Here is a 17,839-nt window from a genome sequence, read left to right on the forward strand (position 1 = left end):
AAAGCCGGTTTCCGGCTTTTTGGTCGACGTCAATGGCTGATTGAATTTGGGAGGAAAGACGATGCCGCTTGCGATGAACCGCGAGGTCTTCATTACCTGTGCCGTGACCGGCTCCGGCGGAACGCAGGACCGCAGCCCGCATGTGCCGCGCTCGCCCAAGCAGATCGCCGATTCGGCGATCGACGCCGCCAAGGCGGGCGCCGCGATCGTCCACTGCCATGTGCGCGACCCCGAGACCGGCAAGCCCAGGCGCGATGTGCATCTCTACCGCGAAGTGACCGAGCGCATCCGCGAGGCGAACGTGGACGTGGTGCTGAATCTGACCGCCGGCATGGGCGGCGACATGGTGTTCGGCTCGCCCGAGGCGCCGCTGCCGCTCAACGAGAAAGGCACCGACATGGGCGGCGCCACCAACCGCATGGAACATGTGCGCCAGTGCCTGCCGGAGATCTGCACGCTGGACTGCGGCACGATGAACTTCGCCGAGGCAGACTATGTGATGACGAACACGCCCGGCATGCTGCGCGCCATGGGCGGCATGATGACGGCGCTGGGCGTGAAGCCGGAGATCGAGGCCTTCGACACCGGACATCTGTGGTTCGCCAAGCAGCTGGTCGAGGAGAAGGTCCTCAACCCGGATGCGCTGGTGCAGCTCTGCATGGGCGTGCCGTGGGGCGCGCCGGACGACCTCAACACCTTCATGGCGATGGTCAACAACGTGCCCTCGACCTGGAACTGGTCGGCCTTCTCGATCGGCCGCAACCAGATGGCCTATGCCGCGGCTGCGGTGCTTGCCGGCGGCAATGTCCGCGTCGGCCTGGAAGACAATCTGTGGCTCGACAAGGGCGTGCTGGCGACCAACGCCCAGCTGGTCGAGCGCGCGGCCAGCATCGTCACCAATCTCGGCGCCCGTATCCTCGGGCCGGAGGAAGTGCGCAAGAAGCTCAACCTGACCAAGCGGGCGCCGATCGCAGYCGCGGCGTAAGACGGGAGAGCACACCATGGCTACCGTCAAATTCACCGCGATGAAGGATGGCGATAGGGAAGACTACGAATTCCTGACCGCCCATGAGATCGACTATGCCGCCAGGACCGGCGACCGGCTGCTCGACGCGCTCGTGCAGCTGGATGAAGGGCTCTCCGGCTACAAGATCACCCGGCTTGGCCATTCGCTGCAGGCGGCGACACGCGCCTGGAAGGACGGCGCAGACACCGACTGGATCGTCTCGGCGCTGCTGCACGACATCGGCGACATCTACGCGCCCTACAATCACGACGAATATGCTGCGACGATCCTGAAGCCCTTCGTGCGCGARCAATGCACCTGGGTGGTGGAGAAGCACGGCGATTTCCAGCGCCTCTAYTACGCGCATCACCTGGGCGGCAACCGGCATGCCCGCGACCGCTTCGCCGGCCACCTCTACTTCGACGATTGCGACCAGTTCTGCGAGCGCTGGGACCAGTCGAGCTTCGATCCCGACTACGAAACGCTGCCGGTCGGGTTCTTCCGGCCCTTCGTGCTCGAAGTCTTCGCCCGCAAGGCCTACGACCCGGCGGTGATCCGCGCCGGCGAGCGCGTGGCCCTCACCAACCCCGATATAGCCAAGACGAGAACCGGAGCCTGACCATGAGCATCATCAACAAGGCGGCCGCCATCGGCGGCGGCGTCATCGGCGCCGGCTGGGTGGCGCGGCTGCTCTTGAACGGCATCGACGTGTCGATCTTCGATCCGGATCCCGAAGCGTCGCGCAAGGTGGGCGAGGTGATGAAGGGCGCGCGCCGCGCCTACAAGCAGATGCTGCCCGGCGGCCTGCCCAAGGAAGGCAAGCTCACTTTCGCCAAGACCATCGCCGAAGCGGTGGCCGATGCCGATTTCATCCAGGAAAGCGTGCCGGAGCGGCTCGACCTCAAGCACAAGGTGCTGGCCGAGATCGACGCGCATGCGCCGGCCAACGCCATCGTCGGCTCCTCGACCTCCGGCATCAAGCCGACCGACATGCAGGTGGCGATGAAGAAACATCCGGAGCGGCTGGTGGTCGGCCATCCGTTCAATCCGGTCTATCTCTTGCCGCTGGTCGAGATCGTCGGCGGCGAGCAGACTTTCCCGGAGGCGATCGAGGTCGCCAAGGAGCTCTACGCCTCGATCGGCATGAAGCCGGTGGTGGTGCGCAAGGAGATCGAGGCCTTTGTCGGCGACCGCCTGCTCGAGGCCGCCTGGCGCGAGGCGCTGTGGCTGGTCAAGGACGGCATCTGCACCGTCGAGGAACTCGACGACATCATGCGCTACTCCTTCGGCCTGCGCTGGGCGCAGATGGGCATGTTCCAGGTCTACCGCGTCGCCGGCGGCGAGGCCGGCATGCGCCACTTCATGGCGCAGTTCGGGCCGTGCCTGAAATGGCCGTGGACCAAGCTGATGGACGTGCCGGAATTCAACGACGAGCTGGTCGACCTGATCGCCACGCAGTCGGACGAACAGGCRCACGGACTGTCGATCCGCGAGTTGGAGAAGATCCGCGACGACAATCTGGTCGCGATCATGGAAGCGCTGTCGAGGCAGAACAAGGGCAAGGGCTGGGGCGCCGGCGCGCTGCACAAGGACTATACCAGGCAGCTCGCCAAGCTGGCGGCGAAGAAGACCCCGGCCAAGCCCACTGCAAAGACCAAGGCGGCAAAGCCGGCGAAGAAGGCAGCCAAGCCGGCAAAGGCTGAAAAGCCGACAAAAGCCGGGAAGGCCGACAAGGCGAAGAAGAGCAAGAAGAAGGGCTGATCCATGCATTTCGGTCTTTCGGAAGAACAGAAGCTCATCGTCGAGACGACGCGCGCCTTCGTCGAGAACGAGCTTTATCCGCATGAGCGCGAGGTGGAGCGCACCGGCGAGCTGCGCCGCGAGCTGATCGACGAGCTGAAGGCCAAGGCGATCGAGGCCGGGCTTTATGCGGCCAACATGCCGGCCGATGTCGGCGGCRCCGGCCTCGATACGGTGAGCTGGCTGCTCTACGAGAAGGAGCTTGGCCGCGCCAATTACGCGCTGCACTGGACCTGCGTCGCACGCCCATCCAACATCCTGCTCGCCGGCACGCCGGAGCAGCGCGAGAAATACCTCTTCCCCTGCATCCGCGGCGAGAAGTGGGACTGCCTGGCGATGACCGAGCCGGGCGCCGGCTCCGACCTGCGCGGCATGAAGGCGACCGCCGTGCAGGACGGCTCGGACTGGGTGCTCAACGGCACCAAGCATTTTATCTCGCACGCCGATCTCGCGGACTTCGCCATCGTCTTCATGGCCTCAGGTGAGGAAGAGACGCCGCGTGGAAAACGCAAGAAGATCACCGCCTTCTTCGTCGACAAGGGCACCAAGGGTTTCACGGTACGTGAYGGCTACCGCAACGTCTCGCATCGCGGCTACACCAACTCGATCCTCGAATTCGACGATTGCCGGCTGCCGGCGAGCCAAGTGCTGGGCGAAGTGCATAAGGGTTTCGACGTCGCCAATTCCTGGCTCGGCGCCACGCGTCTCCAGGTCGGCGCCACCTGCCTCGGCCGCGCCGAGCGCGCGCTGTCGCACGCCATCGAATACGCCGCGCAGCGCCAGCAGTTCGGCCAGCAGATCGGCAAGTTCCAGGGCGTTTCGTTCAAGCTCGCCGACATGGCGACGGAACTGAAGGCCGCCGACCTGATGGTGTTCGAGGCCGGCTGGAAATACGATCAGGGCACCGTCACCGACCAGGACATGGCCATGGCCAAGCTCAAGGCCACCGAGATGCTGGCCTTCGTCGCCGACGAAGCCATCCAGATCCATGGCGGCATGGGGCTGATGGACGACCTGCCGCTGGAGCGCATCTGGCGTGACGCCCGCGTCGAGCGCATCTGGGAAGGCACCTCGGAGATTCAGCGACATATTATTTCGCGGGCGCTGCTGCGTCCGTTCGGAGCTTAGAGCATGATGCGCCAAAGCCGGGATACGGCTTTGGGGAAGATCGCGCTCAAACGAAAAGATGACCATGCATAAACTCGAACGTCTCCTGCGCCCGAAATCGATCGCCGTGTTCGGCGGGGCGCAGGCCGCCGCCGTTGTGGCGCAATCGATCAAGATGGGCTTTGCCGGCGATATCTGGCCGGTGCATCCGACCAAGGACGAGGTCGCCGGCCGCAAGGCCTACCGCTCCGTCGCCGACCTGCCCGGCGCGCCGGACGCCGCCTTTGTCGGCGTCAACCGGCATCTCACCATCGAGGTGATCAAGGCGCTGGCCGAGCGCGGCGCCGGCGGCGCCGTCTGCTTCGCGGCAGGCTTCCTCGAGACCGAGGCCTATGACGAGGACGGCCAGCGGCTGCAGGCGGAGCTCGTCGCCGCCGCCGGCCAGATGCCGATCATCGGGCCGAACTGCTACGGCCTGATCAACTATGCCGACGGCGCGTTGCTGTGGCCCGACCAGCATGGCGGCATCCGCCTGGCCGAAGGCGGCAAGGGTGTGGCCATCATCACCCAGTCGTCCAACATCGCCATCAACATGACGATGCAGAAGCGCGGCCTGCCGATCGCCTTCCTGATGACGGCCGGCAACCAGGCGCAGACGGGGCTCTCCGAAATGGCGCTCGGCCTGATCGAGGACGAGCGCGTCACCTCGCTCGGCCTGCATATCGAGGCGTTCGACTCCGTAGCCGGCTTCGAGAGACTGGCGGCGCGGGCGCGCGAGCTGAAGAAGCCGATCATCGCCATGAAGGTCGGGCGCTCGGAGCAAGCAAGGCAGGCGACGGTGTCGCACACCGCCTCGCTCGCCGGCTCAGATGCCGCCTCCGGCGCGTTCCTGAAGCGGCTCGGCATCGCGCGCGTCGATTCCATTCCCGCCTTCATCGAGGCGTTGAAGCTCTTGCACATCACCGGGCCGTTGCCCGGCTACAAGCTGTCCTCGATGAGCTGCTCGGGCGGCGAAGCCTCCGTCATGGCCGACAGCGCCGAGGGGCGCTGGGTGCATTTCCCGGCGCTGACGGCCGAGCATCGCGCGCATGTGAAATCGACGCTCGGGCCGCTGGTCGCGGTCGCCAATCCGCTCGACTACCACACCTTCATCTGGAACAACGAGCCGGCGATGACGGCGACCTTCACCGCCATGGTGTCGGGCGGCTTCGACCTCAACATGCTGGTGCTCGACTTCCCGCGTCCCGACCGCTGCTCGGATGTCGACTGGTGGACGACACTGCGCGCCTTCGAGTCGGCGCTGAAGACCAACAAGGCGCAAGGCGCGATCGTCTCCTCGCTGCCGGAGAACCTGCCGGAGGAGTACACCGCCGGCCTGATGGCGCGCGGCATGGTGCCGTTGTTCGGCATTTCGGAGGCCATGGACGCCGCCCAGGCCGCCGCCTTCATCGGCTGGGCTTGGCGCGAGCCGCAGGCGCAGCCGGTCGACACGACGGCGGCAGGCGCGTCCGAAGCCACGCGCGTCACGCCGGACGAGGCTGAAGCCAAGGAAAGGCTGATCAAGGCCGGCCTGCCGGTGCCGAAGGGCGAGCGCGCCTCGAATGCGGTCGAGGCGGTGATCTCGTCGATGACGCTTGGCTTTCCGGTGGCGCTGAAGGCGCTGGGCGTCACGCACAAGTCGGAAGTCGGCGCCGTCAGGCTGAACCTCAAGGATGCCGAATCCGTCAGCGCCGCCGCGCATGACCTTCTGCCGCTCGGCACGGGACTTTATGCCGAGCGCATGGTGCGCGACGGCGTCGCCRAGCTGATYGTCGGCTTCACCCGCGATCCGATGTTCGRCGTGGTGATGACGCTCGGCACCGGCGGCGTGCTGGTGGAGCTGCTGCGCGACAGCGTGACGCTCATGCTGCCTGCGACGCGCGACGACATCGAGGCGGCACTGCGTGGACTCAAGCTCTATCCTCTCCTCGAAGGCTATCGCGGCCGGCCGAAGGCCGACGTCAACGCCGCCATCGACGCCATCGCCGGTATCGCCGACTTCGTGCAGAAGAACGAAGGCGAGATCGAGGAACTCGACATCAACCCGCTGATCGTCTGCGCCGAAGGCAAGGGCGCCTGGATCGCGGACGCCCTGCTGGTGCTTGGAGAGAAGAAGAATGGCTGACGTCATCACCACCCGCCGCGAAGGCGCGATCCTCGAAGTCACGCTCGACCGGCCGAAGGCCAATGCCATCGACCTCAAGACATCGCGGCTGATGGGCGAGACCTTCAAGGCGTTCCGCGACGATCCGGACCTGCGCGTCGCCATCGTCAAGACGGCCGGGGACAAGTTCTTCAGCGCCGGCTGGGACCTGAAGGCGGCCGCCGCCGGCGACGCGGTCGACGGCGACTATGGCGTCGGCGGCTTTGCCGGGCTGCAGGAGCTGCGCGACCTCAACAAGCCGGTGATCGCCTGCGTCAACGGCATGGCGGTCGGCGGCGGCTTCGAGCTGGCGCTGTCTTGCGACTTGATCTACGCCTCGGACCATTCCTCCTTCGCGCTGCCCGAAATCCGTGCCGGCACGCTGGCCGACGCGGCGACCATCAAGCTGCCGAAGCGTATCCCCTACCACATCGCCATGGACCTCCTGTTCACCGGCCGCTGGATGGACGTTGCCGAAGCGCATCGCTRGGGCCTGGTCAACGAGGTGCTGCCCAAGGAGAAGCTCGAGGAGCGCGTCTGGGAGATCGCGAGGCTTTTGGCCAGCGGCCCGCCATTGGTCTTCGCCTCGATCAAGGAGACGGCGCGGGTTGCCGAGGCGCTGACCTTCCAGGACGCCATGAACAAGGTGACGCGCCGGCAACTGCCGACGGTCGACAAGCTCTACGGGTCGGAAGACAATATGGAAGGGTTCCGGGCGTTCGCGGAAAAGCGCGATCCGGTGTGGAAAGGACGATAGTCTCGCGGACGATGGCGTTCCTTCACACCCCCCTCTGGCCTGCCGGCCATCTCCCCCGCAAGGGGGGAGATCAGATGTCGCGAAGGCTTTCGCCAATCTTCGACGTTCCAAGAAAGGCGCCGAGTCCGACGCTGCCAATCTCCCCCCTTGCGGGGGAGATGTCCGGYAGGACAGAGGGGGGTGCCTGGGCTCGGCCTTCGGAATCGGTCCAACCGCTATGACCGACTACAAAACCCTCATCGACGCCGAGACCTGGGCCTTCATCGAGAAGACCAACTCCTACTACCCGCCGGATACGATCGACTACACGATTGAACAGCAGCGTGCKATCTACGACCGGATGTGCCGCGAGTTCTTCGCCGGCTATCCGCAAGGCGTGACGGCGGAGACGACTGTCGTTGCCGCACCGACCAACAGCATCCCGGTCCGCATCTACCGCAACGCGGCGCCGAACAAGACCGCGATGGTGCTCTATATCCATGGCGGCGGCTTCATCCTTGGCGGTCTGGACAGCCATGACGACGTCTGCGCCGAGCTTTGCGCCCGCACTGGCTTCGAGGTGGTCTCGCTCGATTATCGGCTGGCGCCGGAGCATCTGCACCCGGCGGCCTTCGATGACGCCATGGACGCCTTCGAATGGGCCGCCAAGACCTATGACCGCCCCGTGCTGCTTTGCGGCGACAGCGCTGGCGGCAATCTCTGCGCCGCAGTCGCTCACGCCACGCGCGRCCATGCCAAGAAGCCGGCCGGCCAGGTGCTGATCTATCCCGGCCTCGGCGGCGACCACTCGAAGGGCTCTTACGTTACGCATGCCGAGGCGCCGATGCTGACGGTGCGCGACCTCGACTTCTACAAGCATGTCCGCACCGGCGGCGTCGACATGACCGGCGACATCACGCTCTACCCGCTCGCCGATGCCGATTTCGCCAATTTGCCGCCGACGGTGCTGATCACCGCGCAATGCGACCCGCTGTCCTCCGACGGCGAGGCCTATCGCGACCGCGTCGTCGCGGCCGGCGGACGCGCCACCTGGTTCGAGGAGCCGGGGCTGGTGCATGGTTATCTCAGGGCCCGGCACATGGTCGGCCGGGCTCGGACGAGCTTCAGCCRCATCGTCGAGGCGGTTTCGGCGCTTGGGCGCGGCGACTGGCTCTGGTGATCGCCTCGTACGGCCGACTTTTCTGCCGCCTCGCATCCGCCGCATTGAACCTTTCCGCTCTGATCCGCGACTGACGGTCTGGCGCCGCAATGATGCGGCACGGAGGAAGGCCTCAATGATCAGAACTCCAGAGATTCCGAGGGTTCAAGGAACGACGTGCGCCCGGCACAACCATCGCCCGCGCGATGGCGTCGATGCGCTGGGCTTCCGGCTGATTCCGTTGACCCCTCCCCGGCGCAGGCGTATCGTCGCTCGGACAAAGGCGGACAATTCAGCTGGGGAAGAACGTGCCGCGACGCCGCCCCTTGCCCCGGTTGGCGCGGTCGAGGCGGACGCTCCTTCCAGCGGCTTCGGGGGGAGTTCAATGTCTGGCGTTCGCGGCTCGTTCCTGCGTTCCCGTGGCGGCCGTTTGCGCCGCGCAATCGCGACAAGCAGCGGAATTCTCGGCCTGGCGCTGTCCGCCGGCCTGTGGCTCGGCGGCGTGGCGAAGGCACAGGAAACCCAGATCATCTATCCCGGCTCGATGGCGGTCACAGGCTTTCCGGGCACCACCATTCCCGATTTCGACTCTCCCGATTCCGAAAAGGGGGGATTGCCGCCCGGCGTCGACCCCATCGACGAGACCTTCATCGACACGTCTCGCGCATCCCTGCGCGTCTTCAACGTTTCCAATCTCAGCGGGCCGGCCTCCGGCCAACTGGTCAACACGCCGCCGCCCTTCGAGGTGACCGCCGGCCAGATCGGCGAGGTGTTCGGCCTCGCCTATGACGATGGCATGCGCGACGGGGTGCCTTCGGGCGTTCCCAATCTCTACGCGGCCGCGACCTCGCTGCACGGCATCGAGATCGTCACGCCGGACGCCGACAATGACGGCAGGCCGGAACGGCAGCGCCGCGGCGCCGCGGGCGCGGTCTTCATGGACGGCCAGTTCGGCACGGAGAATGGCGGCGGTCCAGGCACGATCTGGAAGATCGACGGCATTACGGGCGCGGTCTCCAAATTCGCCGACATCGACACCAACAGCGGGCCGGGCATCGGCAACCTCGCCTTCGATGCTACCCATCGCGAGTTCTTCGCTTCGGATCTCGACACGGGGCTCATTCACCGCATCGATATCGAGGGCCATCTGATCGACAGCTTCGACCATGGCGTCGCCGGACGCCCGGCGCATGGGCTAGAGCCCGTCGCCGACGACGGCGCCGCGATGGACATCCAGGCTGCCGCTTTCGATAGCGAAGCCCCCGAGACCTGGGGCTATACGCAGGATGCGCGCCGCGTCTGGGCTGTCGCCTATCATGGCGGCCGGCTCTACTATTCCGTCGGCGAGAAGGCCGAAATCTGGTCGGTCGGCATTGCGAGCGACGGAAGCTTTGCCGGCGATCCGCGCTGGGAACTGACGGTCAAGGCGGACCAGGACTATGCCGTCACCGACATCGCCTTCGACAATAAGGGCTTCGTGTATCTCGCCCAGCGCGGCCCGGTCGAGAACCGCTACGATTACAGCCGCTTCGCCTCCTCCGGCAAAGGCGAGTTGATCCGTTACTGGCGCGAGGACCCTGACGATCCGGCAACGGAATCGGGCTGGGTCAAGGTTCCAGAGGAATATGCGATCGGCTTCCCGCAAGGCAACCGCCAGTCGGCCGGYGGCGTCGACCTGCAATATGGCTATGACGCCGAGGGCAATCTCGACACGTCCGTCTGCACCGACACTGTCGTCAACACCGGCGACAAGCTGCGCGACAATCCCGAGCTCGCCGAGCGGCTCGCCGCCGGCGGACCGCTTGCCGTGCATGGCGTGCAGCTGACGCCGAGCGCGCTGGTCAAGCCGGCCAACGTGCCGCCTTTCGGCTCCTGGTTCGTCGATTTCGACGGCTATTTCGAAGACCCGGACGTCCAGGGCCATGTCGGCGACGTCAGGGTCTGGCGCCCCTGCGAGGGCCGCGCCGGCTATTACGAGGAAATCCCCGGCGGCTATCTGCCTCCGTTCTATCCGCCCGACTTCCCGCCGCCCGGCAACCTGCCGCCCTGCGTGGACGTCGAGGACGTGCATTACTATTGCACGCCGCGCGGTCTGCGGGCCGAACTCACTCTCCATGACCATGCCGGCTTCGGCGGCGATTCGATCAAGGCGCAGTCCAGGACGTCCGGCGTCGGGGTGACCACCCCCATGTCGCATGTCCCGGGCAAGCCCTACACGGTCGACATCACCGGCCACAATCCCGGCGACACCGTCAATGTTGGCCTCTGCTTCTACCGCAAGTCCGACCAGGACAAGGGTGGCTACTACCCTTGCTGCAAGATGACGCTGCCGCTCAGAACGCCAGCCGTCGACTGCGAAGCGCCGAGGAGGGAAAGATGAGCGATCTCGCCCATTCCCGCCCCGCCTCGCGCAARACCGTCATGGAGACGATCATGAAACCACTGTCATATGCCAGGCGCGGCGCGCGCTGGCTGATGGCGGCCGGTATCGCGGTCGCCATGATGCCGGCCTTGCCGGCGCTCGCCCAGGACCAGGCTCCGGCCGCGACCGACCAGGCCGCCAATCCAGCGTCACGCGGCATCAATGCGGAACTTGCGCGGATCGTGCCGTTCTTCACCAAGAAAGGCGGCCAGAGAAGCTGCGATTCCGTCGAGTATGTCCTGAGCTTCGGCATCCATGGCGACCCGCAGGACTTCGACCGGCCAAGYGTGGCTGCCTTGCTCAAGGCGACAAGGCTCGATTTCAGGGACCAGCTGCCRCACGGCCTGCAGATCGTCAGCGTCGATGTCGCCGGCGACGGCACCAGCGCCTCGGGCGGACCGCTGCCCACTGCTTCGATCGGCACGTCGGCCGGCCCGAACGACACGGCGAGCGTCTCCAACTTTCGCATCAGCGCTGCCAACCTCGACGGCGTCGGCGCCGCGAACGAACGCGTCATCACCTTCCGCATCACCGCCAAGATAGACCACGCGACCTTTCCCGTGCCGACGACGGTCGACAACCAGGGTGAGATCAAGGTCTCGCTGCGGGGCGGGCCGGCAACGACGATCCCCTCGCAGGATCCGGACAAGCCAGACGACGGCGATTTCCTCACCGGGGTGAAAACCTCGATCGGGATCGACCCGACCAAATGCAACCCGCCGCCTCCGCCTCCAAGCAAGGAATGCTTCAAGGTCGAGCGCGGCACGGTCGATTGCGTGCCCGGCGGCGGCGCCTTCATCTACCATATGCCGGTCGGCCCGGAGATGGGTGGCAAATGGGTGCAAGTGTCGACCACCACCACCGGCATCAGCATCGTTCCCGACASGCAGAAGGTGCCGGTCGGCGGCGGCGTGCTGAACTGGAAGATCATCGGCGCCTCGCCCGGCGAGACCATCCACCTCATCGTCACCGGCATCGAGACCTATGCCGGACCGAAGGAGGGCTGGGGACTCTGCTGCACGCAGGTGATCGACATCGTCATCCCGCGCGATTTGAGATGCCCGCCGAAGGACAAGGAGCCGGACCTCAAGGTCGAGAAGCATGCCGACGTGCCGCGTTGCACGATGGCCGGCGGCTGCGACTTCACCATTACCGTCACCAATGTCGGCGACGCGCCCTATAACGGCAAGATCGTGCTCGACGAAGTCACGTTGCCGGCCGGCTCCGTGCTGACCTCCGGGCCGAACGCGCCCTGGGTCTGCGTGCCCGGCACGACGCCGATGACCTGCACCTATCCGGCGACGACGCTCAACCCCGGCGCCTCCGTCGACCTCAAGCTCGGCTTCAAGCCGGCGGGCGGCTGGCAGGGCCGCGTGCTGCGCAACTGCGCCGCCTATGATTACGACGCCAGCGGCAAGCCGCTGTTCGGCAGYCAGCAGAACGACCGCGGCTGCGCCTCGATTGCGATCTGCCGGCGTGGCGATCGCGATCCGCAATGCAATCCGCCTGTCGAGAAGAAGGTCGACCTGATCCTGAAGAAGCGGGCCCGCAGCCCGGTCTGCACGCCGGACGGCGTCTGCTCTTTCGTGATCGACATCATCAACAACGGCACCAGCACCTATAACGGGCCGCTGACGGTGATCGACAACTACCCCGGCGGCGCGCCGGCCTCGTCGACCTTCGGGCCGAGCCCGCCATGGGCTTGCGGACCGAACGGGCCTGGACAGTTCCGCTGCGACAATGCCGGCATCGCGCTGCCTCCGGGCGCCTCGACGGCGATCGTGGTCAAGGCGGTGATGCCGGCAAACTACCGGCCGGACACGGTGGAGAACTGCGCCGAGGTGAAAGGCATTCCCGGCGAGGTCGACCTTGCCAACAACAAGGCCTGCGCCACCGAGCGCATCCGCCATCCGCATGGCGGCCAGCCCGGCATGCGCATCACCAAGACCTGCGACGGCTCGCTGGCCGGTGCCGCGGCTGTTTCCTGCCGCATCAGCATCACCAATGCCGGCACCGCCGCCCCCACCGGTCCGGTGYGGGTGAGCGATGCCGCGACCCTGGTGTCGGGCGGCGCGCCGGTGCAAATCCAGACCGTCACCCCTGACGGTGCGGACTGGGCTTGCGGACCGGTGCCCGCCGACACGCTGTCGTGCCAGATTCCCGGCGCCGCGATGACGCCAGGAACCTCCAGGCACTTCGACGTGACGGTAAGCGGCAATGGCGCGTTCGAGAACTGCGCGCGCGGCTCCTTCGGGCCGGCGCCGGGTGATGATATCGTCTATCCGATCGGCCAGGCCTGCGCGAAAGGCGGCGGGGCCTCGACCATCCGCGTCGAGAAGACCGGCGATGCCGAGTGCCAGCCGGGAGAACCCTGCTCGTTCGAGATCACCATCACGAACGATGGGCCGAACCCCTTCTCCGGTCCGGTCCGCATCGGCGATGCGATYGGCGTGGAAGGTCTCGGGCGGCTGGAAGGCGTTCGGATCACCTCGATCGACCCGCCCTTCGGCTGCTCGCCGGAGCCGACGACGCTGCCTCTGTCCTGCATCGCCAACCTGACGCTGGGCGCCGGCGAAAGCCACAGCCACCACGTCACCGTGATCCTTCCCGAGGATGCGCGCCTTGCCGATCTGCAGGGCACGGTCGACGGCCAGAACTGTGTCGGCGTGCTTCCCCCGAACACGCCGGTGCAAGGCGGCGGCGACGTGCTGTCGCGCGACCTGGCCACCGTCCAGGGCGATCGCGGCAAGGCCTATGCGTGCCATCCCTTCACCATCAGCCGAAAGGTCAAGGACCAGTGCTTGTATGGAATGGTGCTAAGCTCGGCCGGCCGCTGTGTCTGTCCGGAAGGCACCACCTTCCGTGACGGCCAATGTTCGGGTGGCGGAGGCACCAAGCTCGTGCCGCTGCCGGTGCCGCCGCGCTGCGTCCTGCTGCAGGGCCAGATCCGGACGGCGGACGGACGTTGCGTCTGCCCGCGCGGCACGGAGCTGCAAAACGGCAAGTGCGTCAAGGGCGAAGAGCCGCAGGAGCCGCAATGCACGCTGCGTCCCGGCCAGTACCGCGACCAGGACGGCAATTGCGTCTGCCGCCGCGGCGAGCTGGYGAACGGCGTGTGCCAGGTCGTCCCGCCGAGGTGCACGATCCGTGGCGCGGTGCCGACAGCCAACGGCTGCACCTGCCCGGACGGCACRCATTTCGACCGCGCGGCCAAGGCCTGCGCGCCAGACCAGCAGCCGCCCGCCCAGTGCCGTATCCGCGGCCAGTCCCGCAATGCCGACGGCGATTGCGTCTGCCCGAGCCGCACGGAGGTGCGCGGTGGCGCCTGCCGGCCGATCGTGTCGAAGCAGTGCCCGGTCCGCGGCCAGGTGCGCGACGCCAACGGCAATTGCGCCTGCCCGGACGGCCTGGAGGTGCAGGGCAAGGCCTGCAGGCCGCCAAAGCCGAAGCAGGAGCAGTGCACCATCCGCGGCCAGGTCCATAACAAGCGGGGCGACTGCGTCTGCCCGCGCGGGACCGAGGTTCGCAACGGCGCCTGCCGCAAGCCGCAAGTGGAATGCGCGCCGGGCGCGGAGTTCATCGACGGACAGTGCCAGCCGGTCTTCACCCGGCGGCGCTGCCCCGTCGGCACGACCGGCCGGTTCCCGGACTGCACGCCGATGCGCAGGCGGCCGGGCGTCGAGATCAACCCCGGCATCCTGCTCAACCCGAACGTGCTGCAGCAACTGGTGCCGCAGCGCCAGCCGCGACGGGTGCTGCAGGATCCGGCGGGCGCCAACATCCAGAACTTCAAGCCGTAATCCTGTGGCTGAAGACCCAGACCCGCCGGAGCGATCCGGCGGGTTTTCTTTTCCACATCGAAGGCAGCCCGGTGAGCAGGCAGGCCAATCGGCCTGCCGAAAACATGCTTCCCCTCGGCTGGATCATGGTCTAGGCAATCGCCCTGACAGGCGCGCGGCCGCGCGCCCAGGACTGCACGGAGAATTTGCGCCATGAGCAAGAAGACCCTGATCGCGCCATCGGTGCTGGCGTCGGATTTCTCCAAGCTGGGCGATGAGGTCGAGGCTGTCGCGGCGGCCGGTGCCGACTGGATCCATCTCGACGTGATGGACGGCCATTTCGTGCCCAACATCACCTTCGRCCCGCCGGTGATCAAGGCGATCCGCAACCGCACCAAGGCCTTCTTCGACTGCCATCTGATGATAGCTCCGGCCGATCCTTACCTGGCGGCCTTCGCCGAAGCCGGCTGCGACGGCATGACGGTGCACGCCGAGGCGGGCCCGCACCTCGACCGCTCGTTGCAGACCATCAAGAGCCTCGGCAAGAAGGCCGGCGTCTCGCTCAATCCGGCAACGCCGGAAACGGCGATCGAATATGTGCTCGACCGGCTCGACCTGATCCTGATCATGACGGTCAATCCGGGTTTCGGCGGGCAGGGCTTCATCCCGGCGATCGTCGACAAGGTGAAGCGGGTGAAGGCGCTGATCGGCAACCGGCCAATCCATAWCGAGATCGATGGCGGCGTCTCGGCCGAAACGGCGCCGCTAGTGACCGCGGCCGGCGCCAATGTGCTGGTGGYGGGCGCCGCCGTCTTCAAGGGCGGCAACGTCGAAGCCTATAGGGCAAATATCGAAGCAATTCGCACTGCTGCCGACAGCACCGCCAGTTGAACGTGTAGCCGTCCGATCTCTCGCGTAAGTTGCACGACCTCGATAGAGATTGAACGACTGTTCAATATGTGAAGCAGTGTAGAAATATCAGCTTTTTGTCGAGATTCTACTTTGCCCGATAAATAAACAGCCCATCTTGTCTTAAAGTCGAATATCGCAATCTTCCGCTTGAGGCGCCACTGCCCGGCTGTATGATACATGTACGGGAATTGCTTCGCCGAGGGGCCCTGGCWCAACAGGGGCAAGCGACAGGAGTTCGATTGACAAACGGAAACACCGAGCCGGGCGAAAGCAAGGGCGGCAAAAGCACGCTTGCGAGCTCGGTCTACCAGCAACTGCGCGACGACCTGCTGCGCGGCGCTCTGGAGTCCGAAACGAAGCTGCGTGTGGAATGGGTCGTTTCGCGCTATGGCGCCGGCGCCTCGCCCGTGCGCGAGGCGCTCAACCGCCTGGCCGCCGAGGGCCTGCTCGGCCGTCACGATCAGCGCGGCTTCTTCCTGATGCCGGTCAGTGCCGCGGAACTGGAGGAATTGACGCGCACGCGCTGCTGGCTGGAGGAGCGGGCGCTGCGCGAATCCATCGCTCACCGCACCGCCGAATGGGAAGAGCAGCTGGTGCTGGCGCTGCATCGCCTTGYGCGCGCCGAGCGCCGCCTGCCGGATGACCCAGCCACCAACAATCCGGAGTGGGAAAAGCTGCACCGCGCCTTYCATCGCGCGCTGATCGCGGCATGCCGGTCGCACTGGCTGATCGGCTTCTGCGACCAGCTTTCCGACCAGGCCTCGCGCTACCGCTTGATCTCGCAAAGCGCGCCGGGGACGGGGCGTGACGATCTCGGCGAGCACCGCATCATCGCCGAGCGCACGCTGGACGGTGACGCCGACGGCGCGGTCGAGGCGCTTCTCAACCATTACCGCCTCACCGCGGCGATGTGCATGGAACGCTTCGCCCAGGGCTATGACCCGAGGGCCGGCAAGTCCAAACGCGGCCGCAGATAGCGGACGCAAAAGCGGTGCGCAGTTTTGCTGAAATCTGATATGCGCTCGGCCGAGCACGGCGCTGTGCCGCCGGTGCGCCCTGAGGACGTTTCATGATCAATCATCTCTTCAGCGCTTTCCGTTCCCGCATGCCGGCACCCGGCAAGCTGCTGATGGAGACGGATGACGGTCGTTCGATCACTTATGGCGACATGCTGGCAAAGTCGGCGCAACTGGCGCATGCGTTGGCGCAGGCGGGCGTCGAGCCCGGCGACCGCGTCGCGGTCCAGGTCGAGAAGAGCCCCGAGGCGGCGCTGCTCTATCTCGCCTCGTTGCGCGCCGGCGCGGTCTTCCTGCCGCTCAACACCGCTTACACGCTGCCCGAGCTCGATTATTTCTTCCGCGACGCCGAGCCTAAGCTGATCGTGTGCGATCCGGACCGTCTTTCCGGCGTCGAACCGCTTGCCGCGGCGGTCGGCGCGACGGTGCTGACGCTCGGCCGCGACGGGCAGGGAACGCTGGCCGTCCAGGCTTCGCGGCAAGCGACGGAGTTCAGCGATGTCGCGCGCGGGTCGGACGATCTTGCCGCGATCCTCTACACCTCCGGCACCACCGGCCGTTCCAAGGGCGCGATGCTCAGCCACGAGAACCTTGCGTCCAATGCCCGCGTGCTGGTGGAGCACTGGCGCTTCGGCGCCGACGACGTGCTGATCCACGCGCTRCCGATCTTCCACACGCACGGCCTGTTCGTCGCCACCAACGTCATCCTGATGGCCGGCGCGAAAATGTTCTTCGAGCAGAAATTCGATCCGGCGCGCATCCTGTCGCTGATGCCGCGCGCGACGGCCTTGATGGGCGTGCCGACCTTCTATGTGCGGCTGCTGCAGCAGGAGGGGCTGAACCAGGATGTGGCCAAGGGCATGCGCGTGTTCATCTCCGGCTCCGCGCCGCTGCTCGCCGAGACGCACAAGGCCTGGCGCGAGCGCACCGGCCACGCCATCCTCGAGCGCTACGGCATGACCGAGACCAACATGAACACGTCCAACCCCTATGACGGCGAGCGGCGCGCCGGCACGGTCGGCTTTCCCCTGCCCGGCGTTTCGCTGCGCATCACCGATCCCGAGACGGCCAAGCCGTTGGCCCAAGGCGAGATCGGCATGATCGAAGTGAAGGGACCGAACGTCTTTGCCGGCTATTGGCGCATGCCCGAGAAGACCAAAGCCGAATTCCGCGGCGACGGCTTCTTCATCACCGGCGACCTCGGCCTGATCGACGCCGACGGCTATGTCCACATCGTCGGGCGCGGCAAGGACCTCATCATCTCGGGCGGCTACAATGTCTATCCGAAGGAGATCGAGAGCGAGATCGACGCGCTTGACGGTGTCGCCGAAAGCGCGGTGATCGGCGTCGCCCATCCCGACTTCGGCGAAGGCGTCACCGCGGTCGTGGTGCGCAAGCCGGGATCGGCGATCAGCGCCGCCGACATTGCCGCGGCAATCGCCGAACGGCTGGCGAAATACAAGCATCCGAAGCAGGTGATCTTCATCGACGAGCTGCCGCGCAACACGATGGGCAAGGTGCAGAAGAACGTGCTGCGCGAGACGTACAAGGATATGTACGCCGGCAAAGCCGGCTGACGCTGGATGGCATTCGGAGAAGAAGGCGATGCAAGGGTGAGATCCGTCGTGATCCTTCGCACCCCCCTCTGGCCTGCCGRCCATCTCCCCCGCAAGGGGGGAGATTGGCAGCTTCCGCGCCTCGCTCAATTCTGCGACGTTGG

General features: G+C 66.2%; 12 protein-coding genes. All 12 read left to right on the forward strand.

The genetic code is table 11. From position 1 onward, the window contains the following. Positions 1 to 61: 61 nt before the first annotated feature. The 12 genes from LCM4576_RS33805 to LCM4576_RS33860 all read left to right on the forward strand — a co-directional run bounded on the left by LCM4576_RS33805 (position 62) and on the right by LCM4576_RS33860 (position 17,696). Positions 62 to 985, forward strand: coding sequence for a 3-keto-5-aminohexanoate cleavage protein (locus LCM4576_RS33805; RefSeq protein ID WP_071036588.1), 924 nt, complete (start codon positions 62 to 64; stop codon positions 983 to 985). A 16-nt stretch (positions 986 to 1,001) separates the two neighbouring features. Further along, positions 1,002 to 1,625, forward strand: a complete 624-nt coding sequence (locus tag LCM4576_RS33810; protein WP_041007543.1) for an HD domain-containing protein — start codon at positions 1,002 to 1,004, stop codon at positions 1,623 to 1,625. Positions 1,626 to 1,627: 2 nt separating this feature from the next. Continuing rightward, positions 1,628 to 2,767, forward strand: a complete 1,140-nt coding sequence (locus LCM4576_RS33815) for a carnitine 3-dehydrogenase (protein ID WP_052467846.1) — start codon at positions 1,628 to 1,630, stop codon at positions 2,765 to 2,767. 3 nt (positions 2,768 to 2,770) lie between these two features. Next, positions 2,771 to 3,934: an acyl-CoA dehydrogenase family protein gene (locus LCM4576_RS33820; RefSeq protein ID WP_071036589.1), complete on the forward strand. Its 1,164-nt coding sequence runs from the start codon at positions 2,771 to 2,773 to the stop codon at positions 3,932 to 3,934. Positions 3,935 to 3,998: 64 nt separating this feature from the next. Next, positions 3,999 to 6,077 (forward strand): acetate--CoA ligase family protein, encoded by a 2,079-nt coding sequence (locus tag LCM4576_RS33825; RefSeq protein WP_071036818.1) that lies wholly within the window; start codon positions 3,999 to 4,001, stop codon positions 6,075 to 6,077. Beyond that, the gene (locus LCM4576_RS33830) at positions 6,070 to 6,852 is read left to right on the forward strand and encodes a carnitinyl-CoA dehydratase (protein WP_071036590.1); all 783 of its coding nucleotides are present in this window, start codon (positions 6,070 to 6,072) and stop codon (positions 6,850 to 6,852) included. Before LCM4576_RS33825 ends, LCM4576_RS33830 begins: the two co-directional genes overlap by 8 nt. A 217-nt stretch (positions 6,853 to 7,069) precedes the next feature. Continuing rightward, a complete protein-coding gene (locus LCM4576_RS33835; protein WP_071036591.1) occupies positions 7,070 to 8,011 on the forward strand; it encodes an alpha/beta hydrolase in 942 nt (313 codons plus the stop codon). A gap of 364 nt (positions 8,012 to 8,375) precedes the next feature. Then, entirely contained in the window at positions 8,376 to 10,370 is a 1,995-nt protein-coding gene (locus LCM4576_RS33840; protein ID WP_116389958.1) for a hypothetical protein, read from the forward strand. After that, positions 10,367 to 14,212, forward strand: coding sequence for a hypothetical protein (locus LCM4576_RS33845; RefSeq protein WP_071036593.1), 3,846 nt, complete (start codon positions 10,367 to 10,369; stop codon positions 14,210 to 14,212). Before LCM4576_RS33840 ends, LCM4576_RS33845 begins: the two co-directional genes overlap by 4 nt. Before the next feature lie 192 nt (positions 14,213 to 14,404). Next, positions 14,405 to 15,082, forward strand: coding sequence for a ribulose-phosphate 3-epimerase (gene rpe, locus LCM4576_RS33850; protein WP_071036594.1), 678 nt, complete (start codon positions 14,405 to 14,407; stop codon positions 15,080 to 15,082). A gap of 260 nt (positions 15,083 to 15,342) precedes the next feature. Further along, positions 15,343 to 16,080: a GntR family transcriptional regulator gene (locus tag LCM4576_RS33855; RefSeq protein ID WP_071036595.1), complete on the forward strand. Its 738-nt coding sequence runs from the start codon at positions 15,343 to 15,345 to the stop codon at positions 16,078 to 16,080. Positions 16,081 to 16,172: 92 nt separating this feature from the next. Beyond that, positions 16,173 to 17,696, forward strand: a complete 1,524-nt coding sequence (locus tag LCM4576_RS33860; protein WP_071036596.1) for a malonyl-CoA synthase — start codon at positions 16,173 to 16,175, stop codon at positions 17,694 to 17,696. Positions 17,697 to 17,839: the final 143 nt, after the last annotated feature.

The sequence above is a fragment of the Mesorhizobium sp. LCM 4576 genome, from assembly GCF_001854815.1.
GTDB lineage: Bacteria > Pseudomonadota > Alphaproteobacteria > Rhizobiales > Rhizobiaceae > Mesorhizobium > Mesorhizobium plurifarium.